This window comes from Shewanella sp. MMG014 (assembly GCF_018100775.1).
GTDB classification, from domain to species: domain Bacteria; phylum Pseudomonadota; class Gammaproteobacteria; order Enterobacterales; family Shewanellaceae; genus Shewanella; species Shewanella japonica.
Map to the genome: position 1 here is coordinate 1 of NZ_JAGJDZ010000002.1, position 25,000 is coordinate 25,000.

The following is a 25,000-nucleotide window of genomic DNA, read 5'->3' on the forward strand; positions in this document are numbered from 1 at the left end:
GTGCCTGTAAATCGTGCTTTGGCGAAAGATAAATCCTCTCGTCCTGTTAAGATAGGGCGTGCCAATTCAAGTTTGGCCTCGGCTGCCTTCTTTGCATACGACTGAGTATTAAGGCGTACGTGTAATTCCAGCCTTTAGAGATTCAAATCCTTCTAGGTCTAAAAGTATTAAATGCATATGCGGATATTTGTTCAGCATACGAGTTAAAAGGGGAAAGTTTTTAGGTTCAAGATTGTTGCTAAGTTAGTGAATGCAGGATCAGAAGGGCAGCATTAAATAAAATACAGTGTGTAAACATCAATATAAAAACTCATTATACTCAGCAAAAAAACGATTCTACCCGCATCTTAAAACACGTACGCTAGCGAAATTGAAAAACTCACCATGTCTCGCATGATTGTCTATTTAATATGTGATATCTACTGAAGTTTTCTAAGAGAACAGAACCTTTATTGTATTTTATTTATTTTATACTGATAAAAAATGATAAATCCTTAAAGTGTGAACAATTTCTGATTAGTTGATTAAATGTCACTATTTCCAATGCCAATACAATGGTATAAATACTAAAAATTGTGGTTCACTTTATAAGTAGGAAAGAAGTAATGATATTTTCTCAAATCCCTCAAGCTCCAGCAGATCCCATTTTAGGTTTAACAGACGCATTTAAAAAAGATCCACGTGCCGATAAAGTTAACCTTGGTGTTGGTATTTATAAAGATGAAGCCGGACAAACCCCGGTACTCAAAACAGTTAAAAAAGCTGAAGCCATTTTATTAGACGCTGAGAAAACAAAAAACTATCTTGGTATTGAAGGTGTAGAGCTATACAACACAGCAGTTCAAACATTATTATTTGGTGCTAAAAATGACATTATTAATGCTAAACGAGCATACACAGCTCAAGCACCTGGCGGAACGGGTTCATTACGTGTAGCCGCTGAATTTTTAGTTCGTAACACTGATTCAAAAACATTATGGGTCAGTAATCCTACCTGGGCAAACCATCAAAATATTTTCCAAACAGCTGGTTTAACAATAAAAGAGTACGGTTATTACAAAGCAGAAACCCACGATATGGATTTCGATGCAATGATAACAGATTTACAAGCTGCTCAACCTGGTGATCTTATTTTGCTTCATGGTTGCTGTCATAACCCTACTGGGATTGATTTAAGTTCATCTCAATGGGAGACAGTAGGTCAATTGTGTGTTGACAAAGAATTAGTTCCTTTATTTGATTTTGCCTACCAGGGTTTTGGCGCTGGTATCGAAGAAGATGCGCAAGGCTTACGGATTGTTGCTGCTAAAGTGCCAGAACTATTAGTCGCTAACTCTTTCTCAAAAAACTTTGGTTTATATAACGAACGTATTGGTGCTATTACTGTCGTTGCTGCAAATGAAGAAACAGCACAAAAAAGTTTTAGTCAGATTAAAAAAACAATTCGTGCTACTTATTCTAATCCCCCTGCGCACGGTGGTTTAATTGTAAGTACCATACTTTCTGATGAGACTTTACGCCAAGAGTGGGAAGTAGAATTGGCTGAAATGCGCCAACGTATTGCAGAAATGCGAGTTCTATTTGTAGAAACGTTAAAAAGCGAGGGTGTGAAACAAGACTTTAGCTTTATCTCTCGTCAAAATGGTATGTTTAGCTTTTCAGGTTTAAGCAAAGAGCAAGTTAATCGTTTAAAAGACGAATTTGGAGTATATATTGTTGGTTCTGGACGCATCAGTGTTGCGGGCATGACTAAACAAAATATTCCTGTAATTTGTAAAGCAATAGCTCAGGTTTTATAAGTACATTAAGCTATTTTTAGTTTAGAGATTGTTTTTCTTGTAAGTTAAATTAGTTGAGCAAAACAGTCTTAATTTATTAGCTAAAAATGCAAAAGCCCTTAGACATTGTTTAAGGGCTTTTCTATAACTTTAAACATTTGATTATGCTTTCTGGCTAACAACCGTTGCTATCGCTTCTGCTAATGCTTCTTTGTGATGCAAACCTAAATGATGGTCACTGACTAAAGGGAAATAACTTACTAATTCACCAATATCAACTGCATCAGAGTTTCTAATTATTTTATTAATTCTATTTGTCGATATTGATTGATTGATCCATTCTATTTTGTCATCCAAAGTTAAAGACGAAGCACATGAAGGCTCTGACGTTAAATTGTCGATTAGAATCACTTTTGCAGATGAGTCTTTAATCGCATTAGCAATACTTGGGATAAGTAAGGGTGGCATTACACTCGTAAAAAAACTGCCTGGCGCAATAATGATAATGTCAGCTTTATTGATTGCTTGTAGTGCTTCACAAGTTGCAGCAACGTTAGGAGCTAAAGTCAGTTGACTTGGTATCTCTTTCATGTCGTCAACATTCATTTCACCAAAAACGGTTTCACCTTGCGCATTAAGCGCACTTAGGTGAGTTGGTGATTCAGACATAGGAATGACACGAGTTTCAATTTTTAAAATGGTTCTAATTAGCTTGATTGCTTCAAGAGGGCGAACACATAGCTGCTCTAGTGCATATAAAATAATATTCCCGAGATTATGACCGTTTAACTCATTATCTCCATTAAATCGATGATCAAATAGCATTGTGCCAATGGCTGGCCTATGTGCAAGTTGCGAAAGGCAGTTTCTTAAATCCCCCCAGGCAATGGTTGTTTCATCTTGTCGGATCCGCCCGGTTGAACCACCATTATCAGTAGTCGTTACAATACCTGTTAACTTAGGACCAAGGAAAGAGAGTGAAGATAACACTCGACCTAAGCCATGTCCTCCTCCAATAGCCACGATACTATCGACACTATTTAATTCATGTTTCATCATATTGATTCCTTTCATACAGTAATGATGATTTTTTAAGCTATTGTACTGATTGATTTATTTAAGCTATCACAAGATGCTAAAATAGAATCATCATTAATATTAGCATAAATACTTCGCTGCTATTAATCTTGTTTCTCGGTATAATTAAGCAAATTATTTTTTAAGGATTTTTTTTGAGAACCGGTAGAATTGGAAAGTTTACCCTTGGTTTAGGGTTTGTAATCATCAGCATAATGCTAATCAGAGTGTGGTTAGTTCCTACAATTGAGAACATTCTGGTTGAAACACCTGAGATCGAACAAAATCAAGTCGATGAAGAAACTGTACCTGACTTTACAGCAATCGCAGATATACCTACCAAAAAGTCTGCCTTTTTCGATTATATGTCTCCAGCGGTTAACCATCAAAATGCGCTGATAGAAAAAGAGCGAAATTTTCTAAAGGTGGTTTTAGCAAACCTTGCTAACGAGCAGCCATTAACTAACGCAGAGATTTTTAATTTAGAAAAATTAACTCAAAAATATAAATATACAGTTAAAAAGTTTGATCTCGTTACATTGACTCCTTTATTAGAGCGAGTTGATACAGTACCTGCAAGAATGGTACTTATCCAAGCCGCAAATGAAACCGGTTGGGGAAGTTCTCGTTTCGCCAAAGAAGGTAATAATTATTTTGGCCAGTGGTGCTTTTCAAAAGGCTGTGGATTAGTTCCTTTATCTAGAAAAGCAGGGATGAATCATGAGGTTGCCTCCTTCGAAACGCCAGAGGACTCCATTGCTGCATACATGCTGAATTTAAACACTAATTCAGCATATCGCTTATTACGTTCTATTCGAGCGGATCTTCGAAGCCAAGGAAAAGAGCCTGCAGCTGAAGATCTCGTTTACGGATTATTACATTACTCAGAAAGAAAAGATGCCTATATAGACGAGCTATTAGAAATGCTTCGTCATAACAAAGCTTATTTAGCAGGATTATAAATGAAAAAAATAAGAAAATTAGCTTCTTGTTTAGCGCTATTTTTATTATCACCAGCAGTTTTAGCAGATTCAGTATCAATTCCTTATGCAGGGTTTTACGAGCGGCTCAAGCAAGTTAACAAAAATAACTACCAACTAGTTGAAGTTGTATTTAGTGTCCCTAGAAATGAAAATTGTAAAATTATCTCAGGGAATATCACCACTGAGAAACATCAATATCCATTAACTTATGACAAACAGCAGCGTCTTTACTTACCCTATGATGCTCAATTGAAATCAGATAGAGGCTTAATAAATTTGCAAGTATCTGGTGACGCGAGTCAATGTGGTGTGGCCATGCAAGTAAGAGCTAAGAAAGTACAATCTGTTTATAATCAAGTCGAATTAGTTGCTGTAAAAAATGACATGGATGCCTTGCTTGATGGTCAACAAGGATTTCCTATGAAGTATTTTCGTAAACCGATTACTGGATTAACGTTTTCATTTGATTCAACTGACTTACCTGTAGAGGCGAACATAGATGGTAAAGTCAGCATTGTTAGCGATAAATTACAGCTTACCTCAGCAGAAATTGAAACTATAAAGCAGCTCTCTTTTTCAAAACAGCCAATAATTTTAAGCCCATACGTAAATTAACAGTTTGCGTTTGAATCGAGTAAAGACAAAAAAGCCCTCATTCGAGGGCTTTTTATTGTGGGTCGTAATGTATGTTTTTACGGTTTATAAGTCGTTACAATATCAATCTTAGCTGCTTCATCTAGATTAATGTGACCATTATTGGTCGTATCTAAAAAATCAAAAGCGGGTAAATCTGATTCAGCGACATCACCTGAAAGTGGCGCATCTGCATCACGTTGTAGTGATAAGAAATCAAACACATTTCTATCAACGCCTTGAGATGGTGAAGTATTTTGCATAGCTGTAAATATGGTTTCAATACGTCCAGGGTAATCTCTATCCCACTGGTTAAGCATATCTTTAACTGCACCACGTTTAAGATTTTCTTGAGAACCGCATAAGTTACATGGAATGATAGGGAATTGTTTTAATTCCGCATATTCAGCAATGTCTTTTTCTTTACAGTAGGCTAATGGGCGTATAACCATGTTAGCGCCGTCATCAGATAATAACTTTGGCGGCATAGCTTTCATTTTTCCACCAAAAAACATATTCAAAAATAATGTTTCGATAATATCGTCGCGGTGATGGCCCAAAGCTATCTTAGTCGCTCCAATTTTTTGTGCAAACCCATAAAGTGTGCCACGGCGTAAACGAGAACATAATGAGCAGGTCGTTTTACCTTCAGGGATCTTATCTTTTACGATTGAATAGGTATCTTTTTCTAAAATGTGGTACGCAACATCAAGAGTATCAAGATAAGCAGGCAAGATATCTTCAGGGAAACCAGGCTGTTTCTGATCTAAATTAACCGCAACAATATCGAACTTAATTGGCGCTCGTTTTTGAAGGTTTAATAAGATATCTAGCATTGCATAACTGTCTTTACCGCCAGACAGACAACACATTACTACGTCACCATGTTCGATCATTTGGTAATCGCCGATGGCACGTCCAACTTCATGACGTAATTTTTTTTGTAATTTAGATTGGCGGTCTGCCAATTGTTTTTCTTGTTGTTGCAATTCAGACATTAAAAAGCGCCCAGTAACTATCGTTTCAGGGCGCGTATTATTCCAGCATTCTGGCTTATGGTAAAGCCTTTAGTCTTCGAGAGGTGATTTATAACCGTCAGGTTTTACAGCGAGTAAATCACAATTAATGCTATCAATCACATGTTCAGCTGTATTACCAATCAGTGCTGCCGAAAAACCAGTACGACCAACGGTGCCTAAAATAACCAGCTCAGCATCTAATTGTTGTGAAAGTACAGGTATTACGTCTTCTGGTAAACCTTCTTCAACGTGGCAATTTTCAAGCGGAATATTAAAGCTATTGGCTAAATATTGAATGCGTTGCTCGTGCTGCATTCTAACGGTATCGTTATAACTAACTGCATCAAACTCTGGTAACTCAATCGCTAAATTGACTGGAGTACCAGGGTATCCATTAACTAAGTGAATTTGTGCAGAGAATTTAGCTGCTAGGTTAAGTGCGTTTTCAATTATTTTTGTGTTTAATGTAGAATGTTCTTCATCTTCAGTTGCTACATTCACTGCACATAAAATCTTACCAGCAACTGGCCAATCATGTTCTTTGACCATTAAAACTGGGATAGGCGCTTTACGTAATAAATGCCAATCCGTAGGAGTGAAGATAATTGATTTTAGCTTATCATGTTCATGAGTGCTTTTAACAAGCAAATCATAATTTTGTTCTATAGCAAATTTAATAACGCTTTCAAAAGGGCGGTTATGCCAAACAACTTTGGTGTCAATATTTAAGCCTGTTTGGGCATACGGAGTAATAGCTTCAGCTAACCAGCTTTCTCTTTGATCTATCACACCTTGACGCATTGCTTCTCTTTCTTGACTAGAAAGAATAGAGGTCATTTCATAAGAAAAATCAAATATCGTAAGGAAAGCAGTAATAGTGGCATTGGATTTTGAAGCTAGTTCAACGGCTCGAGCCAATGCAGGTTGATGGTCGGTCATTGGGTTAATGACAACTAATATCTTATTATAATCCTTCATAAAACCTCCAAGCTGTTTTATATCACTATCACTGTTATTGCGTTTTAAGTCGTTGCGTCAGATCATAAAACGGAAAATTTATTAGGTGGCAATCCGTGCATTACCAGCAAGTTGACTTAATGCGACATGATCAATAATTGTAATGTATTTACCTTTAACCTCAATTAAGCCAGACTTTTGAAAACGACCCAATAAACGGCTGATTGTTTCGACAGTTAACCCTAAATAATTACCAATATCACCACGTGTCATGGTTAATCTAAACTCATGTGGCGAGAAGCCGCGGCTACCAAATCGATTAGCTAGGTTGTTAATAAAGGCTGCTAAACGTTCTTCTGCATTCTTCTTAGAAAGTAATAAAATCATTTCCTGATCGCCCATAATTTCATTACTCATTAGGCGCATGATTTGCTGTCTTAACTTTGGCATCGTGCCAGATAAAGTATCGAGCGTTTCAAAAGGAATTTCACATACCATTGCAGTTTCAAGGGCTTGTGCGAAACTTTGATGAGTTTGAGAATGAATACCATCAAATCCAATAACATCACCTGCAAGGTGAAAGCCAGTAATTTGTTCATCACCTTGTTCAGTGATCGTGAAACTTTTAATTGTGCCTGAACGGATTGCAAAAAGAGATTTAAGAGGATCACCAGATTTGAAAATTTGATCGCCTTTTTGAACGGGCTTTTTACGCTCAATTATCTCATCGAGCTTATCTAGCTCGTTGTTATCTAGCGTAAAAGGAATACAAAGCGACTCCATACTGCAATCATGACAATGAATGGCACAACCACCTGTTGATGCGCGAAGTTGTTTTGTTTGATCTGTAGGCATATATATTCTCAATTAATTACTACATCACCATGTTAAACTAATAACATTACTTGAGCTAGTTTAGCTGCATGATTGCGATATAAATAGTCTGTAATCCAAATACTACAATAAGGATCCCACTTAAGCGCCTTACGTTCTTTTTTTGAACCCAAGTCGATAATGTTTTTGCAGCAACGCCGGCACTTAATAAAGCAGGTAGGGTACCCGCACCGAATGCCAACATAATTAATGCACCAGTTAATGCATCCCCTGACGCCACTGACCAAGTTAATGTGCTATAAACTAAGCCACAGGGAAGCCATCCCCAAATCATGCCAGCAATAACAGCTTGATATCGATTCTTAATTGGCAATAATCGATTAGCTATCGGCTTAAGCACACGCCATAACCCTTGGCCGAGTTTTTCTATCTGTACAATGCCAAACCAAAACTGAGCGATATACAAACCCGTTGCTATCATCATAATGCCAGCGAATAATCGTAGGGCGATCAAATAACTGTCAACATCAAACATGTAGCCTAAAGCTGCAGTACTGGCGCCAGCTAACGCACCAGCTAATCCATAACTTATAATTCGACCTGCATTGTAGCTAATTAAAAAGCTTAACTGGTTTGCGAGTCTATTACCGCTAGTATTAGGTAAATTACTCGCAAAGGCACCAATCAAGCCACCACACATGCCGAAACAATGCGCAGCTCCCATTAGCCCTACTAGAAATGCTCCCCAAACATTGTACTCAATCACCTTGTGTAGACTCGGTTGCTTTTGTAGATTTTATCGCTGTTGTAGGTTCTGATGCTGAATCAGTTTCTTGTTGATTATTCTGTTGTTCGGTGTTTTTCTTAATTGTTTGCGTTGCATTGTCTTCATCAAATAAAATTGAAACACTTTGTCTATCGAGATCATCAAACTGTTCAGATTTTACAGCCCAAAAAAATACGGCGACAGCGACGGCAACAAATAACATTGCTATTGGAATTAATACATAAATGATGCTCATGGTTTTATCCTTAGCAAACGAAGGCTATTTGAAACAACAATAATAGAGCTTAATGACATCCCTAAAGCAGCAATATAGGGAACAACATGACCAGTTACCGCAAGCGGTAAAATAATTATATTATAGGCAAACGCCCAAATTAAATTTTGCTTTATGATTTGATTAGTTTTTTTAGCCACGGTTATTGCTTGGCTAAATTTAGATAATTGATCGCCAAGAAGAATGACATCTGCGCTATTTTTAGCAATAGCACTACCACTTCCCATTGCAACAGATAAGTTTGCCCCAGCAAGAACCGGTGCGTCATTGATTCCATCACCAAACATAGCGACGTTTTGCTTTTGTTGTAACTTGTTGACTAAGTCAAGTTTATCTTTTGGACTTAATCCCGCATAGCTATTTTTAATGTTAAGTTTTTTCGCAATAGCTAATACATGCTCTGAAGTATCACCACTCGCAATACTGACGTCTATATTTGCGCTGATTAATCCATTCACAGCGGTATAACTGTTTTCTCTTAACGCATCTTGGAGAACAAAACATGCACATATTAAATCATCTACTGATAGCCAGAGTAGTTGGCCGTGACATAAACTTGCATCAACGCCAACGAATTGTGCGTTGCCTAACTTCACGGTTGAATCATTAATAACAGCAGAAAGCCCCAAACCAACATGATTGGTAATATTTTGAGCTGTAATCCCATCAAGCTCGATATTTGCGAATGCTTTGGCAATTGGGTGCAATGAACCGACTTCCATTGCTGCTGCATAGAGGCTAGCAGTTAACTTATCTATGTTATCGGTGACGACAATATGATTAATTGACACTGAACCACAAGTTAATGTACCAGTTTTATCAAAAACAACATGTTCAATTAAAGGAAGTTTTTCAAATACACCAGGTTTACGAATGATTATCCCAAGTTTAGTTAAAATCGCTGTCGAACATGTTATTGCTGTTGGTGTTGCTAAGGCTAGGGCACAAGGACATGTAGCGACCAACACTGACAACATGACCCAAAACGCATCTTCTGGTGAAATAAAATGCCAAAAAACATAGGTTAAAGCAGCAATAGCAATAATGGCTGTTGAAAAGTAACTTGCGGATTTATCGACCATTAACGCAATTTTAGGTTTGTTGTTTGATGCGATTTCTTGCAGCCGAATTATTTCAGCTACTAGCTGGTCTTGACCCAGTGCCGTAACAGTAATTGTGATGGGTTGGTCGATATTGATAGTGCCTGCAAATACACTGTCATCATTGGCTTTTAAGACAGGCTGTTGCTCTCCCGTTAGCATCGCTTCATTGAGGCCGGACTTACCAGAAATAATGACGCCATCAGCAGCTACAACATCGCCAGGTTTGATCAGTATTTTATCACCAATATTGAGCCTTTTAGCAGGTATTTCTTCAATACTTTCAGTACCATTTTCATCGACGGTAATTCGGTGCGCTGTTAGCGGTATGAGTTTATGTAAATTACTCGAACTTTCTGATGCTGTCTGCTTGGCTTTTTGTTCAAAGTATCTTCCAAGTAACAAAAAGAAAGTGAACATAGAAACTGATTCAAAATAGACTTCACCTGTTCCATTAATTGTGGCAATACAACTCGCAATATAAGCACCAATAATGGCAATCGAAACAGATAAATCCATGTTGACTCGAGCGCCAAGCAAACTTCTTACTGCACTAAAATAAAAAGGTTGAGCTGAGTAAAACACAACGGGAGCGGCTAATGTCATACTGACCCAGCGAAAATAATCTCGCATTTCAGTATCGTAGGTTACAAAATAATCTGAATAAAGCGCCAGTGCAAACATCATGACTTGCATCGTCGCAAAGCCAGCGAGACCCAGTCTTAACAGGAACTTTTTTCCTTCTTTCTTACTTTGTTTTTCTTGTTCATCAACTTGATACGGGGCAGCTTGGTAACCGATACGACTTATCTCAGCGAGGATTTCACTGAGTTTGACGCATTGATTATCCCATGAGACTAAAGCACGTTGGGTGGTGGAGTTTACTGAGATGCTGATGATGCCATTGAGCTGCTTTAATTTATGTTCAATTAACCAAGCACAAGCTGCACATGTAATACCGTCTATTGATAATGATAGGGTACTATTGTTTTCGACCGCATGAACCAAATCCTGCTGAATTTCTGGCAAATCATACGCTGAATATTGTAATAATTCAGTTGGAACCAAGGCCGTTTGACGACTTCCTGGTTCGCTTCGATACTGATAATAACTGCTTAAACCTGAATCAATAATCGCTTGAGAAACAGCCTGACAACCTGGGCAACACATCTGGCGTGGTTGATTGTCGATAACCGTTATAAACTCGTCTTTTGTGATTACGGGCTCGTTGCAATGAAAACAATTCTGCATTTAAATTAGTTCAACCAATATTCAACATCGTCTGTAATTTCAATTCGTTGCTGAATTCTCCAACTTGCATCGAAGCCTTCTAGTCGAACATTCCACGGTCCAGATATAACATTAGATAAACCTATTCGGTAGTTACCTTCGCCATCAGCTGTAGCATTGATATTAAAATCTTTTTCTTCAATAGTTGGATGTATAAAGCTTACTTTAAGTGCTGCTGTATATGCTGGTCCGCCATGTTGAGAAATTTTTAATTCGTGATCATCAACTTCAACCAAGTATTGCATACCAAGATTTTTGGCTTGCTTTATTTTACGCAAATCCATATTAATGGCTTTGCCTTCTTTGTAATAATCATCTGAAACTAGCGAATCTGCATTGTCGATGGCAATGCTCATTGCAACCATACTTTTAAGTACAACGACAAGCAAAAGTACAATGATGAACCATGGCCAAAAATGCTTATACCAAGGGAGAGGGGCAGACATAAAACGGTCCTAAAAATAAGAATTATTATGGGATTATTTTAACTCGAAAAGCCTTAATAATCACTTAAAAAAAAGGCTTCGTTTTCACGAAGCCTTTATGTTATCAAGCTGTAACTATTTGTTTGATAAGCTATAAACGTAAGCAGAAATCACATGGACTTTTTCTTCGCCTAGAATATCATTCCACGCAGGCATTACACCTGAACGGCCATTAGCAATAGATTGCATAACTTGTAAACGGCTGCTTCCATATAACCAAGCATCGTCAGTTAAGTTTGGTGCACCCATGAACTTATTACCAGTTCCATCCATACCGTGACAGGCAAAACAACCTTTCATGAATGATGCCTGACCTTGCGCAGCAAGTGTGGCGTCATGATCACGGCCGGAAAGTTTGAAGACATATTCAGCTAAACCTTGAATTTCGCTGTCTTCAATTGGTAATCCACCTTTAGGCGGCATCATACCGTTACGTCCGTTCATAATAGATGTTTTGATCGTAGCTAACTCACCACCGTATAACCAATTATTATCAGTTAAGTTAGGGAAGCCAATGCTACCTCTAGCATCAGAGCCATGACACTGAGCACAGTTTTGCAGGAATAAACGTCCACCAACCTTTAGTGCTTCTTCATCTTTAACTAACTCTTCTAAAGGAGTCGCTAAGTATGCAGCAAAGATAGGGCCGTATTTTTCATCTGCAGCGGCAACTTCACGGTCGTATTGTGAAAGACGGTTTTCACTTTTAGCCAGTTCAACAGCCTTTTTTGAGTCAGCTTTAATACCTTCTTCATAACCAACACTTTGATTAGAACTTGTCCAACCAAATAACCCTTGGTAACTACCAAGACCAGGATATAAAGCCAAGTAAATTAAGCCAAATACAATACTGATGTAGAACATATAAGCCCACCACTTAGGGAGTGGGTTATTGAGTTCTTCAATACCATCAAACTTATGCCCCATTGATTCACCTTCTTCAATACCTGTTTTGTTCTTTGAACAAGCACGAAGAAGTAAGAAACAACCTGCAATAACTAACAGTGTTGGGAAAATAATCCAAACATTCCAAAAGATACTCATTACTTATTATCTCCTGAATGTTGAGTTTGTTTTGCAATTTCTTCTTCTGAAAAAATTAAGTTTGCGGCTTCATCAAAGCCAGCTTTACTTTTAGAGCTATAGGCCCAGTAAAATATGCCGGCAAAAACGACCATAACAATAATGGTTAGAATGCCTTGTAACGTTCCATAATCCATAATTGCCTCCTTATTTAAGCGCGTGGCCTAAAGACTGAAGATAAGCGATTAACGCTTCTAATTCAGTTTTGCCTTCAACAGCCGCTTGTGCGCCAGCAATTTCTTCTTCGGTATACAAATTATGATCCGGGTGGAAATTACTTAAGATTTGCATCTTATTACCAGTGAGTTTGCCATCTAGTCGGTTGTCAGCTAACCATGGGTAAGCTGGCATATTTGACTGTGGTACAACATCACGTGGATTAATTAAATGCACTTCATGCCATTTGTCACTGTAACGACCACCAACACGAGCTAAATCTGGACCTGTTCGTTTAGAACCCCATTGGAACGGGTGATCCCATACAGATTCGCCAGCTACAGAGTAGTGACCATAACGTTCAGTTTCAGCACGTAAAGGGCGGATCATTTGACTGTGACAGTTATAGCAGCCTTCACGAACATAAATGTCGCGACCTTCAATTTCTAAAGCATTATACGGCTTTAACCCTTCAACTGGTTCAGTCGTATCTTTAGCAAATAAAAGCGGAGTAATCTGTACCAAACCACCAAAACTGATAGCAATAACGGTAAAGATACCTAGCAGACCGATGTTTTTCTCGATTATTTCATGATTAAATTTCATCGTTCTGCTCCTTATGCTTTTTCTTCAGCTAATGCTGGTAAAGAATCTTTAGGGGCATTCACTGTACGCATAACGTTGTACGCCATAATGAACATACCAGTTAAGAAGAACACACCACCAATAAAGCGTACAAAGTAGAATGGGTAAGAGGCTTCTAAACTCTCAACGAAACTATAAGTTAATGTTCCATCAGAGTTAACAGCACGCCACATAAGACCTTGCATAACACCAGAGATCCACATTGCTACGATGTATAACACAGTACCAATTGTTGCTAACCAGAAATGAACATTAACAAGGTTAGTGCTGTACATACGGCCGTGACCGAACAATACAGGGATAAGGTGATATAAAGAACCAATAGACACCATTGCAACCCAGCCTAACGCACCTGAATGCACGTGACCTACAGTCCAGTCTGTGTAATGGGAAAGGGCGTTTACAGTTTTAATTGCCATCATTGGTCCTTCGAAGGTAGACATACCATAGAAAGATAATGAAACAACTAAGAAACGTAACACAGGATCGGTACGTAGCTTATGCCAAGCGCCTGATAAGGTCATAATACCGTTGATCATGCCACCCCAAGAAGGAGCGAATAAAATCAGCGACATCACCATACCTAACGTTTGTGTCCAATCAGGTAAAGCTGTGTAATGTAAGTGGTGAGGACCTGCCCAAATATACAGTGCAATCAATGCCCAGAAGTGAACAATAGACAGTCTGTATGAGTAAACAGGACGTCCAGCTTGCTTAGGAACAAAGTAATACATCATACCTAAGAAACCAGCAGTCAGTAGGAAACCTACCGCGTTATGGCCATACCACCATTGCACCATGGCATCGACTGCGCCAGAGTACATAGAATACGATTTGAATAAGCTGACAGGTACTGCCATTGAATTCACAATGTGAAGTACTGCTACCGTGATAATGAAAGCACCAAAGAACCAGTTTGCAACATAAATGTGCGACGTCGTTCGTTTAATGATTGTGCCAAAGAACACTACTGCATATGCTACCCACACAACGGTGATTGCAATATCAATAGGCCACTCAAGTTCTGCATATTCTTTACCAGAGGTAAAACCCATTGGTAGCGTGATTGCAGCTGAGAGAATAATGGCTTGCCATCCCCAGAATGTAAATGCAGCTAATTTAGGTGCAAATAAACGGGTTTGACAGGTGCGTTGTACGATATAGTAGGATGTTGCGAATAGGGCTGAAGTACCAAACGCGAAAATCACGGCATTCGTATGAAGCGGTCTAAGACGACTATACGTTAACCATGGTGTTTCGAAGTTTAGTTGAGGCCAGATTAACTGGGCCGCAATCAATACACCTACTGCCATACCAACGATTCCCCACAATACTGTGGTTAATGCAAATTGGCGAACAATAGTGTAGTTGTAATCAGCGCCTGTAGGCTGGGAATGATTCATCATAATGCTTCCACGGCTTATTACTTTTACTTTTAATTATAGTAAAGACGGTGCTTTACCTGTTCAGGTGACACTTGACGAAAAAACAAACTGTTTTGAAGTTGGTTTTTACCGCTATGTCAAGGTATTACCTCATGTTTTTAATATCTATCACGAGGCAATGCAATGATACTTGAGCTGCGTCAAAAAAGATACTCACTGGCCATGAGTAAACTTGATCCAGATCAATTTCCTAAAGATAATGTTATCAAAATGAGTCGTGAGGTTATTATTTGTGCAGTTTTTAACAAAAGCCGTTTTCTTGTTATTTTTTATTACTAATTTAGTAGGATGCGATTCACAAACGCATGAAGAACACAAAGTAATACAATCGATCGATAAGACTTTATGTCAGTTTCATCGTGAAGTTTGTAATCAAGATGTTAATGAACTTGTAGTGGGGCTTATGATTAACCCGGTTTTTGCGCCAAGTGAAAAACCATTACAGATTAAATTACACTTTTCTGCGCCTGTTTCAGATGTTCAGATGCGAATTGAAGGGCGAGATATGTTTATGGGAGTCATCCCTGTTAATCTTCAATCTGTTGATGAAGTTAATTACACTGGCACTGGTATTTATGGTTCATGCAGCAGTGATTACATGGTATGGCGAGCATTTGTCAGCTATTCATATCAAGGTCAAACTCAATCTACTTGGTTTGACTTCTTAGCCGACAACTCCGGTTAATGTGTTCGTTGTTAGCTTGACTGATATAGGAGGGATTATTTCAATCTGTATTTAAAAAAGAACAAACGCTATTGATAATCATTATCATTAAGCTATAATTAGTCTAGGTTCAATTAGAGATTAACATTATGGCTAATTTAAACATATCTATCCCATTAGAAAAAATGGCTTTACTTATTCAAAGCGGACATTTATGTGTAGCAGACTTTAAAAGTTTGGATCAACAAACAAAACAAAAGCTTTGGCAACTGTGTTTATTATCATGTAAAAAAAGGGTTAATTGTACTAACGCCAGTCAATTTATGGATCTGATTGATCATGAAAGTCAGCTTGAAACTGACAGGATTGACATAGCCGACCTTACTTGAGTTTGAGCGTGATAGAGCTAATTAAGCTTAAAGGACTTGTTTATATTCAATAGGATAATTAGTTTCGTTGTGCAGGTTGGTATCAAAAAAAACCTTAACAATAGATTAGCAATAGCTCGGTAATTGATGAGTATATCTGGCTTATAATTTACATTTTATAGGCTATGTATATTATATGCTATGCATACTTGGCGATAGCTTTGACTTCTGAGTTGTCTTTTAATCTGCTGGCTAATCTTCAAATATGAATACCGGCCATAAAATATCTGAAGGTGGCATAACCGTGTTCAAGACAACAGCCATTGAATATACGCGCTGCTTTAGCTAAAACAATCAAGCATGAATGTCTCCAATGAGATGCTTCATGAGTTCACATTTACATCTCACATCTATTATTTATAAAGTCACAATCTATAGTCATAGTTAAAACCAATAACCATAATGGTTTAATAACTGACGAAGTTCTAACAAGACCAATGATTGTCTCAAGAACGAATCATTGTCTTTAGAAAACAACTGGGTGATAAACTCGATATCTGTCATAGGCAAGTAAATCTATAGATATAAACATTTAAGACCACAAACTCTCATTCAACAAACAATCACACACAACTTCGCACAATGTATATTATGTTAAATAAGATAATTATCAATATACATACTCAATCTAACTACGTAACCGAACTCACTACCTTTAGCCCGTATCCTTACCCATTTCTGTAAAATTGATGAATTAACACGCGTCGCTGTGTAAATTCTATGGGTATTGCCCTTGATTACCTTTTCAGATTTTACGTAGCGACGCGATAAATTAGATGTGATCTAGCGGTTTGTTTGCAGCACTTTGGTGTCTTTCTATTTGTGTGGTGTGTAAATACTGGGATGTGGTATCAATGCTTTCATGACCCGCATCAGCTTGAACGTGCGACAATGGCCTTTGGTTTATATTAATATCATGTGTTATCCCAGTATGGCGAATATTATGCGCAGTTAGTTTTCTCATTAATAAGCTATCTTGTTCAAACCCATCTTCAAGTGCTTTATCTGCAGCCAGGTCAATGATCTTATCCAGCTCGTCTCGAATTTGTCTTATGCCTAGGTTCGCGCTAATTTGTCCAGCTTCTCGACCATGTGCTGCCGCTTTATGCCTAGTAAACAATGGATGTTGTTCAGTGATACTTGGTAAGTCTGTTAACCCTAAGTGAGCTCGGTAGTGAGTTAAACTTTTTAATAAACTTTTTGAGACGGCAATATTTCTGGCTTTGCCACTTTTAGAAAATGGCACATGGAAGTACCAAGTTTGAGTATGACTGTCTTGTCTAAATTGCGACATCATTGGTGAAAAACCAGCTCTGGCACTGATTTCTGATATACGTAAATAACAGCAATACATCAGATTAATGAGAAACAAACTACGTTGATGTTTTTCAGGTTCGTGTTCAGCCATATTGTTTACGGTACTGACAACATAAGACCATTGTAACTTCGTGAATGCATGATTGTTATCATCTTCATTCTTTACATATTTATGGTTAATCGCAAAACGGCTATGCTTAAGCCATAGTTGAGCTGGGTTTCTTTCTGTGTATTCTTCACTACTTAAATATCCATAAAATGAAGAAAGAATAGCGATTTTTGTTTTAAGTGCATTGTCACTTAATACATAAGGTTGTTTTTCACCGTACTGTTTTTTGCCAACAAATGGGCGCCATTGCGCATTTGGCACTCGTTCATCCAATGCTTTATCTTGCTTAAATTGGGCAACATTGAAGTAGCCAATAAGCTGCTCAGGTGGTTTTTCACAATAACTAATATAACGACTGATATCTTTTCTAGTGAGTTGAATTGGTGATAATGAGGCTACATCAAAACACCAGTGTAGAAATGTAGTGAGTTCACTACGATAGGTTTTATAGTTATTTTCTGATTGTCTTTGTTCAAACAACCAATCTGAACAGTACTCAATAATTAAACCCGCATCAGGAACTTTGGTTAAGGAAATCTGAGTAATATACTGATTAACATAACTATTTCCAGTTAATATAAATTCAGATTTATCAAACAACGGATATACAGGGGGAAATTCTTGCGACATAGTTCATCTGCAATATAAACTCAATAAGGCGTTGATTATAACAAATTTGTTCCCAAATGATTAATGCCGATAACGTTATTTATCGGCATTAAAATACCAGAAATTAATTGATAATTAGATTACTGCGAGTACTTTTTTCAACAAGGTTTCCGCATTAGTAGGTTTTACAATGTAATCTATAGCGCCAAGTTCTCTGCATTCAATAAAACTTTCTTTATCGGAATTACTTGTCAGCATAATAACAGGCAGTTTGTCGAGTATGTTCATTTTGTTCATCGTTTTTAAGGTATCTATGCCATTTAAAACCGGCATGTCGATATCGAGCAATACTAGTTCAGGTTTACAGTTTTTTAGTTTATTGATGGCCTCTGCTCCATTAGTGGCGACTTCTACATCAAACCCTTTGGGTTTTAAAATCGTGGTAATGATTTTTAACATCACATTCTGATCATCAACCACAAGAACTAACGGCATTTTCTTTTTAAAACTTGGTGTAGCGCCCTTCACTTTGCTGCCTATTTCTTTGAAATAGCTTTGGTTATGAGCCTTGAAATTTTCAACCTTAGGTTTTATTTTTGATACATGGCCATTCATTGTTTCAATTGAATCAGTAGGTTCAAGGCTACAGAGCTTATCGATCTCAGCGATGAGCTCATTTAACAATTCATGTTGAATCCCCTTCTCATCGCTGATTGAAGTTTCAACTTCATGCAACTGTATAGAGACGTTTTGCAATTTATTAATAATCGTTTTTTTGTCTTCTTCGTATAAGTGCACTTTATCCTGACTAGTAAGCAAATCGCACATTTGGGCTATTGAAAGTCGAATTCGATTCATATCATATATTGGTTTAAACGTTTCGTAACTGTAGAACCGCCCTTTTGAACACTCAAAATATGCTGCTTCACGATGCTCTCGACAGCAAATTAACAAAGACAAATGCTCCTTGTTGAATAAATTTCTTGAATCGTTCAGTTTTTCTATAATTTCATTAAATTCTACCGCCTCTTTCGGCTCTTCAAATGCATAAATGAACAGCAAAGGTCGGGTCTTATCTTCGGTAAATTTTATAAATTGGTCTTGGTTTGTGTTTATTTCACAATACAATATCTTTTGATACTTATTCCTAAGTATCTCTTGTATCACTTTTTTTATCTCTATAGATTGATAAAACACAACGACATTTACCAAATTGTCCATAGGTTGTCCTTCTTATATGAGTTATCGACCACGTCGTTTAACACAAGGCGCAGTTATACAACTTCTCTTTGTTTTAATATTTGATTAATTGCGTTGAGTTCTTTATCTATTTCAGGATACTTACTTTCAATACCATCAAAGTCAGTGTTATTTTTTTCTATCCATTTAAAAATATCACTTAACTCAATCGCGCCACTAGAAACTGATGCGCCTTTCGCTGCATGACTTTTACTGCGAATGATTTCTGAGTTTCTTTCGGCGCAATGTTGTTTTAGTGCTTCATAGTCTTCATTCACGCTAGTCCAAAACATGGCTAAAATTTCATTAGTGATACTTTCATCATCCGTTCCAATGACCGCTTTTAATTTTTCAAAATCAATTGCATTATTGTGTTGCTCAACACCATTTGTCATTGAGTAAGAAACACTTTCTGGCTGTTGGTGAATACCAGTAAGCGGTAAATATTGAACTAGCTTTTCTTGAAGAAGTTCTATTTCTATCGGTTTAGCTAAATAGTCATCCATACCAGCTTCTAGACAGTTTTCTGATTCGCCTACCATTGCGTTTGCTGTTACTGCAATGATGGTTATTGGTGAACAATTTTGTTTTAATTCTTGCTCTCTAATGGTTCTAGTCAATTCAAGACCGTCCATATTAGGCATATGACAATCAGTAAGTAATAAATTGAATCGACCAGACTGCCATTTTTCAAGAGCTTCAACACCATCATTTGACATTTCATATGCATAACCCAGGCTTTCTAATTGTTTACCTAGTACGAGGCGATTTGTTGGCTGGTCTTCCGCAACTAATATTAAGCTATTAGTTTGTTCTGCTTCTTCAATTGTTTGCGTAATGACTTTCTCAAACGATTGACTGTTTTCAGTTGACCAATCTAATGCAGGGCTTTCAAGGCCGCACAATACCGCCATTCCGAATATAAACTCTGTGGGTTTGTAAGGATGAGCGGCACAAACATAAGTATAAGGATCTAAATGTCCCTTTGTTGCAATAGGATCATCATTAAGAATAAGTGTTTTAATTGACTGACTTATTTCAGTAAAAGATACACTATTGTTATCGGTAATCAGTAAAGCATTAGAGGTACCCTGAGCTAGACTTTCAAGTTCATCGAACTCAACACTTGATACTCGATTACAACACAATTGATTTAGAATCATCAAACACGCATGTTTACGTTCTTCATTACTTATCGATACTAAAACATTGAACTTTTTAAAATCAAATTGTGAAAAAGCGCCGTTATCAAGTTGCGTTAGCTTTTCTATTAAGGGCAAAGTGACCGTAAAGTTACTTCCCTGACCTACTTCACTTTCAATATCAATGTTTCCATTCATTAGTTCAGTAAATGACTTAGTAATACTTAGCCCCAAACCTGTTCCGCCAAATTTACGCGTCGTTGAGGTATCAGCCTGTGTGAATGGAACAAATAAGGTTTCTTGTTGGGACTGTGATATTCCAACACCGTTATCTATGACTTCTAAAATAAGATTCTCATTAGTTAATTGAGTCCTGATAACCACTACACCTTTTGAATTAAGGCTTTTCGAAAACTTAACTGCGTTGCCCGTTAGATTTAAAATAATTTGTCTCAACCTAACTGAGTCAAATAACAATTCTTTCGGTATTGATAAATCCGGGTAAATATAAATTTCTACATTATTGTTTGAAGCATTAATCCAAAGGCTATCGATAGTTTTTTCTATAATAGACAGTACGTTACATGGGTTTATATCTAACTCTATTTGTCCCGATTCAATTTTAGAAAAATCCAAAATATCATTAATAATATCTAACAGTGAAAAAGACGAATCACGAATAGTCGTGGCCATTCGTTTTTGGTCTGCATTTAATGGCGTATTTTTAAGCAGATCAATCATACCAATAACACCATTCATCGGCGTTCTAATTTCGTGGCTCATGGTCGCTAAGAAACGAGATTTAGCTTTACTCGCCTGACGCGCTGACTCTGTTTCTTTTTCTAATTTTTGTTGAACTTGTTTTTCATGGGTCAGATCGACATTAATTCCGTACATCGTCACAGGTAAATTATTTTCATCCAGTGATAGGTTTGCAGCACACTGCAGCCAATGAATGGTTTTATCTTTTCGATTTATGATTCTAAATTCGGTCTTTAATGATGTTATGTTAGAAATAGCATCGCTGACTTCTTGTTCAGCCTGTTCTACGTCATCAGGGTGCACATTATCTCGCCAATCGTTGTATTCAATACTCTTACCGTCTTCAACTCCGTATAAGCGGTACATTCTTGAATCCCAATTTAACTGACCTGTTTTTATATCAAATGACCAATTACAAACGCCGCCAGCTTCTGATGCTAAATTTAAACCACTCAATAACTTATCACGTTCAGAATTTGCACGATGTAGCTCTTCTGCAGACTGTTGACGCTCAGTAATATCTTCCACTACAGCAATAAAGAATTTAGGTTCGTTACTGTCTGCATCTCTTACTAATGACACAGATAAATTAGCCCAGAAAAAAGAACCATCATTTCTTATATAGCGTTTGTCGGTATTAAAATACGTTATTTCATCTGCTAATAACTGCTTAATGTATTGATAAGATTGCTCTAAATCATCTTTGTAAGTCACATCTTTGATACTTTTAGTAAGCAGTGTATCTTCGTCATAACCTAATATTTCGCACATTTTAGTATTAACTTCGACAAACTTAGTATCTACCCCAATCCGACCGATACCAACGGCTGCTTGGTTAAATGCTGTTCTATAAATCAATTCTTGTTCATACAATTTTGTTTGTAATGCTAATTCTCTTTGCTTAATTTGTTCTTGGAATGAAATATCTCTGATTATGGCGACATACATAGCTTTAGCATCTAATGTTGTCTCGCCAACTGACATTTCAATTGGTATCTGGTGCCCAGCTTTATGGAGTCCAAACAGTTTTTTAGGTTCGCCAATGTAATCTTTTATCCATGAGTTGAATGGAATATTGTTTGCTTGTTCCAATTGTGTTGGCTGTAAACCTGCTAATAGTATATTAATGTTTTTATCGAGTAAGTCGTTACGGTTTCGGCCGAATATTAATTCTAAGGAGCGATTAGCATCTTGAATAATACCATTTTGATTTAATACGATTGTACCGTCTAGCGCCGCATCAAAAACGGCTCTTAATCTATCAGCAGAATCTTTTGACTCTTTAGTTCGCTCTTCTAGTATTAATGACATTTCTGTCATCGTTTCTTCTTCTTTTCTTTTGTCTTCGGTTATGTCATTTTGCACGCCAATAAAGTGAGTTAACTCTTTGTTTTTATTATATACAGGACCTATAGACAAATTATTAATAAAGGTCTCACCCGTTTTGGTGTAATTAGTAATAACCACATTGCATGAGACTCCTTTATTAATAGCATGAGCCAGATGTTTAACTTTGTCTTTTTCTGTTTTAACCCCTTGTAAAAAACGGCAGTTTTTACCTAAAACCTCTTCGGGTCTATAGCCAGTAATTTGGGTAAAAGCTCGATTAATAAAGATGATAGGTTGATCGGGTAAACGCACATCTGAAACGACAATACCTGTTGACGTAGAATTAATCGCACTACGTTGTAACTCGAGTAACTCTCGTTGTTCTACATTTTTATTAATTAGCTTTGTTCTTTCTATAAATTTACTTTCAAGCTCTTTTAACGCGACATGTAAATCTGCTGAAATATATTTACTATCAATACTAGTTGAAGAGTCTGTAGCTAAATCACTGATAAAATTAGAAAGTTCGTTCAAAGGATTCAATAAGTTCTTAAATACCGAATTCATTAGTATGAAAAAGACAATAAATAAGAAAAATAAAAAGATACTGGCGTTTTGTATCATCACAACCGATGCTGAAAAGGCCTCATCATGATCAATTCTGACAAGTGTGGACCAACCTATTCCTTGTAATTCATTGTAACCCTCAAAGTGATTATAAATAGTTATTTGCTGCTCATCTTTTTGATCATGGGATGATATTTCAGTTCCAGAAAAACCTGCTATTGCTCTATCTGCACCAATAACACCCTCTTTAACAAGGTTAGTTTTGCTGATACGGTCAAAGTTACGTACATATTTTGATTGTTTAAAACCAATTGGATCATATTCAACTATCAATACACCTTTGGCATCAATTAAGGACAGTTCTACGTGATGAAGATCTTTTTTTGCAAGCTGGTTATAGATACTTTTAAATACTTCTTCTACCACATAAAAGTCGATGATATTGACCCAGATGCCTATCATTTCTCCTTCAGTGCTTAGTAAAGGTGTGCCAATAAGTAGATCAAATCTATTTTCATACTTATCAATAAAGCTTCGTTGTGGACCGAATAAATAAACTTGATTACTTCTATTGTTTTTATGATTTTTAATGGCTTTAAACCATTGGGAATTAGCGATGGTAACTTGGTCTATATTAGATGGCAGTATAGAAATTGAATTGTAATTCTCTGTGTTTTCGACAAGAATTTTACCCTGTAGATCAAGTACAGCAATTTTAGTTAATGTATTACGACTTTTAGCTAGATTATTTAATTCTTGTTGGAACAGTTCAGATATTACCTTTGTATTGAAACTCGTTTGATCAATCTCACCTAAGAATAATGGCAAAAACTTAGCATCTAGATAACTTTGATAAAGGCTCTTTTCTATTAAGCTTGTGAGTAATTTTGCTTCACGTTCATAGAAGGAAATCGTCTGCTCTTTTAACAAATTATTTATCGAAATTGAAAAGACCAGTACACCCACAAACAAGATGCATATAGATATAAAAAATATCGTAGGAATAGGCTTAGAAAGTTTCAAAGTTTTGATTCCTCTAACGAGTTTACCCCATAGCTCAAACCGCTTTCATTTATCTCATTAACAATGTCATGAGCGGCTAGCGGTTGACTAAAATAGAAACCTTGTGCAACTTTACAACCGAGCTTTATGATTAATTGCTTGGTTTCAAAATCTTCAACCCCCTCTGCCACGGCCAACAGATCCAAGTCTTTTGCTAATGAAATACTGCGTCTAAACAAGGCTTTAGATTTATCGTTGTTTAGTATGTCAGCAACGAAGCAACGATCTATTTTAAGTTCGTTAAAAGGCAACATGTGAAGTTGTTCAAGTGAAGCGAACCCAGTACCAAAATCATCTATAGATAATTTAAACTTCATCATTCTAAGGCGCAGTAAGGCAACAATCATCACTGACGGATTAGAAGGAATCGCTGTTTCAGTTAATTCGCAGGTTATTGAATCATTGTTTATGCCGTGTGTTGCCGCTGTTTCTTCAAGCCAATGTGGAATAGTCTCATCATCTAACAACTTGCCAGATAAATTAATCGATAAGTTTAGTTTTTTATATTCAGGTTTTAACATTGCAAAATACTGAAACGCATCATTGATAACGGCTTTAGTCAACGGCATGATTAAATCAGTTTCTTCGGCTTTATTAATAAACTGTGAAGGCAAGATAATTTGACCATTGTCTACAATTCTTGCTAAAGCTTCAAAACCACATATTTCATTGGTCAATAGATTATATTGTGGTTGAAAAAACGCTTTTACATGTCCATTAACAATATAATCCTTGAGATCATGCTCGGTAATATCTGGCAATGGAGTTTGGTACTGCTTCATGTTTATTGATGCTGCTTGCTTTATAAACGACTGAAGCATATCGGAGGTGATTGGTTTAGGGACAATACCTAGAATATTAAGGTGATAATGGGTTGCGAGCACTTTAGCAGAGTTAAGTAAGCTCTGATCTTCTCCACTAAATAATACTATTGGGGTAGCATACTGTAACTCGATGAGTCTTTGTAAAAGGTATAAGCCATCCTTCACTGGCATATTTAAATCACAAAATATCAGGTCGAAATGATTTGTTTTTATTAATTCGAAGGCCTCTAATCCATCGGCAGCTTCTGCAATAGTGTATTGACCTAATAGGCCAAGACTTTTCGAGAAAATTTTTCGGATGACAGCTTGGTCATCAACTATTAATACAGAGCGTATTTCCTTCGTCACCGTCCCTCCGTTATGCGAATATCCCTTTCTTAAATATGAGTATAGTCAGGAATA

21 protein-coding genes are annotated in these 25,000 nt (G+C 37.0%); 5 read left to right on the forward strand and 16 right to left on the reverse strand.

Going from position 1 to position 25,000, the window contains the following annotated elements:
• Positions 1-605: 605 nt before the first annotated feature.
• Positions 606-1,799, forward strand: a complete 1,194-nt coding sequence (locus tag J8L86_RS03050; RefSeq protein WP_065108090.1) for an amino acid aminotransferase — start codon at positions 606-608, stop codon at positions 1,797-1,799.
• A gap of 141 nt (positions 1,800-1,940) precedes the next feature.
• On the opposite strand, the gene yvcK is transcribed toward J8L86_RS03050, so the two are convergent.
• Positions 1,941-2,834, reverse strand: a complete 894-nt coding sequence (gene yvcK / locus J8L86_RS03055) for a uridine diphosphate-N-acetylglucosamine-binding protein YvcK (RefSeq protein ID WP_211029137.1) — start codon at positions 2,832-2,834, stop codon at positions 1,941-1,943.
• A 176-nt stretch (positions 2,835-3,010) separates the two neighbouring features.
• On the opposite strand from yvcK, the gene J8L86_RS03060 reads away from it, so the two are divergent.
• Both J8L86_RS03060 and J8L86_RS03065 read left to right on the forward strand, forming a co-directional pair.
• Positions 3,011-3,817 (forward strand): glucosaminidase domain-containing protein, encoded by an 807-nt coding sequence (locus tag J8L86_RS03060; RefSeq protein WP_055024502.1) that lies wholly within the window; start codon positions 3,011-3,013, stop codon positions 3,815-3,817.
• Positions 3,818-4,453 (forward strand): DUF2987 domain-containing protein, encoded by a 636-nt coding sequence (locus J8L86_RS03065; RefSeq protein WP_211028644.1) that lies wholly within the window; start codon positions 3,818-3,820, stop codon positions 4,451-4,453.
• A gap of 77 nt (positions 4,454-4,530) precedes the next feature.
• On the opposite strand, the gene ttcA is transcribed toward J8L86_RS03065, so the two are convergent.
• The 11 genes from ttcA to ccoN form a co-directional block, all read right to left on the reverse strand.
• Positions 4,531-5,469 carry a tRNA 2-thiocytidine(32) synthetase TtcA gene (gene ttcA / locus J8L86_RS03070; RefSeq protein ID WP_065108088.1) on the reverse strand — a complete coding sequence of 313 codons (939 nt, stop codon included), beginning with the start codon at positions 5,467-5,469 and terminating at the stop codon, positions 4,531-4,533.
• A gap of 69 nt (positions 5,470-5,538) precedes the next feature.
• Complete coding sequence (uspE, locus tag J8L86_RS03075) at positions 5,539-6,468, reverse strand: universal stress protein UspE (RefSeq protein WP_211028645.1); 930 nt, start codon at positions 6,466-6,468, stop codon at positions 5,539-5,541.
• Positions 6,469-6,549: 81 nt separating this feature from the next.
• Positions 6,550-7,302, reverse strand: a complete 753-nt coding sequence (etrA, locus tag J8L86_RS03080) for an electron transport transcriptional regulator EtrA (protein ID WP_055024506.1) — start codon at positions 7,300-7,302, stop codon at positions 6,550-6,552.
• A gap of 55 nt (positions 7,303-7,357) precedes the next feature.
• Positions 7,358-8,047 (reverse strand): sulfite exporter TauE/SafE family protein, encoded by a 690-nt coding sequence (locus J8L86_RS03085; RefSeq protein ID WP_065108086.1) that lies wholly within the window; start codon positions 8,045-8,047, stop codon positions 7,358-7,360.
• Positions 8,040-8,303, reverse strand: a complete 264-nt coding sequence (gene ccoS, locus J8L86_RS03090) for a cbb3-type cytochrome oxidase assembly protein CcoS (RefSeq protein WP_065108085.1) — start codon at positions 8,301-8,303, stop codon at positions 8,040-8,042. Before ccoS ends, J8L86_RS03085 begins: the two co-directional genes overlap by 8 nt.
• On the reverse strand, positions 8,300-10,693 hold the full coding sequence (locus J8L86_RS03095) for a heavy metal translocating P-type ATPase (RefSeq protein WP_211028646.1): 2,394 nt from the start codon (positions 10,691-10,693) through the stop codon (positions 8,300-8,302). Before J8L86_RS03095 ends, ccoS begins: the two co-directional genes overlap by 4 nt.
• Before the next feature lie 5 nt (positions 10,694-10,698).
• Complete coding sequence (locus J8L86_RS03100) at positions 10,699-11,178, reverse strand: FixH family protein (RefSeq protein WP_211028647.1); 480 nt, start codon at positions 11,176-11,178, stop codon at positions 10,699-10,701.
• Between the two features lie 114 nt (positions 11,179-11,292).
• Entirely contained in the window at positions 11,293-12,261 is a 969-nt protein-coding gene (gene ccoP / locus J8L86_RS03105; protein WP_211028648.1) for a cytochrome-c oxidase, cbb3-type subunit III, read from the reverse strand.
• Positions 12,261-12,437 carry a cbb3-type cytochrome c oxidase subunit 3 gene (locus J8L86_RS03110; protein ID WP_055024512.1) on the reverse strand — a complete coding sequence of 59 codons (177 nt, stop codon included), beginning with the start codon at positions 12,435-12,437 and terminating at the stop codon, positions 12,261-12,263. Before J8L86_RS03110 ends, ccoP begins: the two co-directional genes overlap by 1 nt.
• A 10-nt stretch (positions 12,438-12,447) precedes the next feature.
• Positions 12,448-13,062: a cytochrome-c oxidase, cbb3-type subunit II gene (gene ccoO / locus J8L86_RS03115; RefSeq protein WP_055024513.1), complete on the reverse strand. Its 615-nt coding sequence runs from the start codon at positions 13,060-13,062 to the stop codon at positions 12,448-12,450.
• Positions 13,063-13,073: 11 nt separating this feature from the next.
• Positions 13,074-14,507, reverse strand: coding sequence for a cytochrome-c oxidase, cbb3-type subunit I (gene ccoN, locus J8L86_RS03120; protein ID WP_055024514.1), 1,434 nt, complete (start codon positions 14,505-14,507; stop codon positions 13,074-13,076).
• Between the two features lie 442 nt (positions 14,508-14,949).
• Here ccoN and J8L86_RS21075 point away from each other — a divergent pair, with 442 nt between their 5' ends.
• Together J8L86_RS21075 and J8L86_RS03130 are read left to right on the forward strand one after the other, a co-directional pair.
• Positions 14,950-15,231 carry a hypothetical protein gene (locus J8L86_RS21075; RefSeq protein ID WP_231919031.1) on the forward strand — a complete coding sequence of 94 codons (282 nt, stop codon included), beginning with the start codon at positions 14,950-14,952 and terminating at the stop codon, positions 15,229-15,231.
• A gap of 128 nt (positions 15,232-15,359) precedes the next feature.
• Entirely contained in the window at positions 15,360-15,599 is a 240-nt protein-coding gene (locus J8L86_RS03130) for a hypothetical protein (protein ID WP_065108080.1), read from the forward strand.
• A gap of 811 nt (positions 15,600-16,410) precedes the next feature.
• Here the strand turns inward: J8L86_RS03130 and J8L86_RS03135 are convergent.
• From J8L86_RS03135 to J8L86_RS03150, 4 genes are all read right to left on the reverse strand, one after another.
• Positions 16,411-17,694, reverse strand: a complete 1,284-nt coding sequence (locus J8L86_RS03135) for a tyrosine-type recombinase/integrase (RefSeq protein ID WP_211028656.1) — start codon at positions 17,692-17,694, stop codon at positions 16,411-16,413.
• A gap of 114 nt (positions 17,695-17,808) precedes the next feature.
• Entirely contained in the window at positions 17,809-18,894 is a 1,086-nt protein-coding gene (locus J8L86_RS03140; protein WP_211028658.1) for a response regulator, read from the reverse strand.
• A 53-nt stretch (positions 18,895-18,947) separates the two neighbouring features.
• A complete protein-coding gene (locus J8L86_RS03145; protein ID WP_211028660.1) occupies positions 18,948-23,735 on the reverse strand; it encodes a PAS domain S-box protein in 4,788 nt (1,595 codons plus the stop codon).
• Positions 23,732-24,946: an EAL domain-containing protein gene (locus J8L86_RS03150; RefSeq protein WP_065108076.1), complete on the reverse strand. Its 1,215-nt coding sequence runs from the start codon at positions 24,944-24,946 to the stop codon at positions 23,732-23,734. Before J8L86_RS03150 ends, J8L86_RS03145 begins: the two co-directional genes overlap by 4 nt.
• Between the last annotated feature and the right edge of the window lie 54 nt (positions 24,947-25,000).

Excerpts from the sequence above, each read along its gene's own strand:
- J8L86_RS03050 (WP_065108090.1), top strand. The coding sequence starts at position 606 with ATGATATTTTCTCAAATCCCTCAAGCTCCAGCAGATCCCATTTTAGGT.
- yvcK (WP_211029137.1), bottom strand. The coding sequence starts at position 2,834 with ATGAAACATGAATTAAATAGTGTCGATAGTATCGTGGCTATTGGAGGA.
- J8L86_RS03065 (WP_211028644.1), top strand. The coding sequence starts at position 3,818 with ATGAAAAAAATAAGAAAATTAGCTTCTTGTTTAGCGCTATTTTTATTA.
- ttcA (WP_065108088.1), bottom strand. The coding sequence starts at position 5,469 with ATGTCTGAATTGCAACAACAAGAAAAACAATTGGCAGACCGCCAATCT.
- uspE (WP_211028645.1), bottom strand. The coding sequence starts at position 6,468 with ATGAAGGATTATAATAAGATATTAGTTGTCATTAACCCAATGACCGAC.
- etrA (WP_055024506.1), bottom strand. The coding sequence starts at position 7,302 with ATGCCTACAGATCAAACAAAACAACTTCGCGCATCAACAGGTGGTTGT.
- ccoS (WP_065108085.1), bottom strand. The coding sequence starts at position 8,303 with ATGAGCATCATTTATGTATTAATTCCAATAGCAATGTTATTTGTTGCC.
- J8L86_RS03095 (WP_211028646.1), bottom strand. The coding sequence starts at position 10,693 with ATGCAGAATTGTTTTCATTGCAACGAGCCCGTAATCACAAAAGACGAG.
- J8L86_RS03100 (WP_211028647.1), bottom strand. The coding sequence starts at position 11,178 with ATGTCTGCCCCTCTCCCTTGGTATAAGCATTTTTGGCCATGGTTCATC.
- ccoP (WP_211028648.1), bottom strand. The coding sequence starts at position 12,261 with ATGAGTATCTTTTGGAATGTTTGGATTATTTTCCCAACACTGTTAGTT.
- J8L86_RS03110 (WP_055024512.1), bottom strand. The coding sequence starts at position 12,437 with ATGGATTATGGAACGTTACAAGGCATTCTAACCATTATTGTTATGGTC.
- ccoO (WP_055024513.1), bottom strand. The coding sequence starts at position 13,062 with ATGAAATTTAATCATGAAATAATCGAGAAAAACATCGGTCTGCTAGGT.
- ccoN (WP_055024514.1), bottom strand. The coding sequence starts at position 14,507 with ATGATGAATCATTCCCAGCCTACAGGCGCTGATTACAACTACACTATT.
- J8L86_RS21075 (WP_231919031.1), top strand. The coding sequence starts at position 14,950 with ATGATTAACCCGGTTTTTGCGCCAAGTGAAAAACCATTACAGATTAAA.
- J8L86_RS03130 (WP_065108080.1), top strand. The coding sequence starts at position 15,360 with ATGGCTAATTTAAACATATCTATCCCATTAGAAAAAATGGCTTTACTT.
- J8L86_RS03135 (WP_211028656.1), bottom strand. The coding sequence starts at position 17,694 with ATGTCGCAAGAATTTCCCCCTGTATATCCGTTGTTTGATAAATCTGAA.
- J8L86_RS03140 (WP_211028658.1), bottom strand. The coding sequence starts at position 18,894 with ATGGACAATTTGGTAAATGTCGTTGTGTTTTATCAATCTATAGAGATA.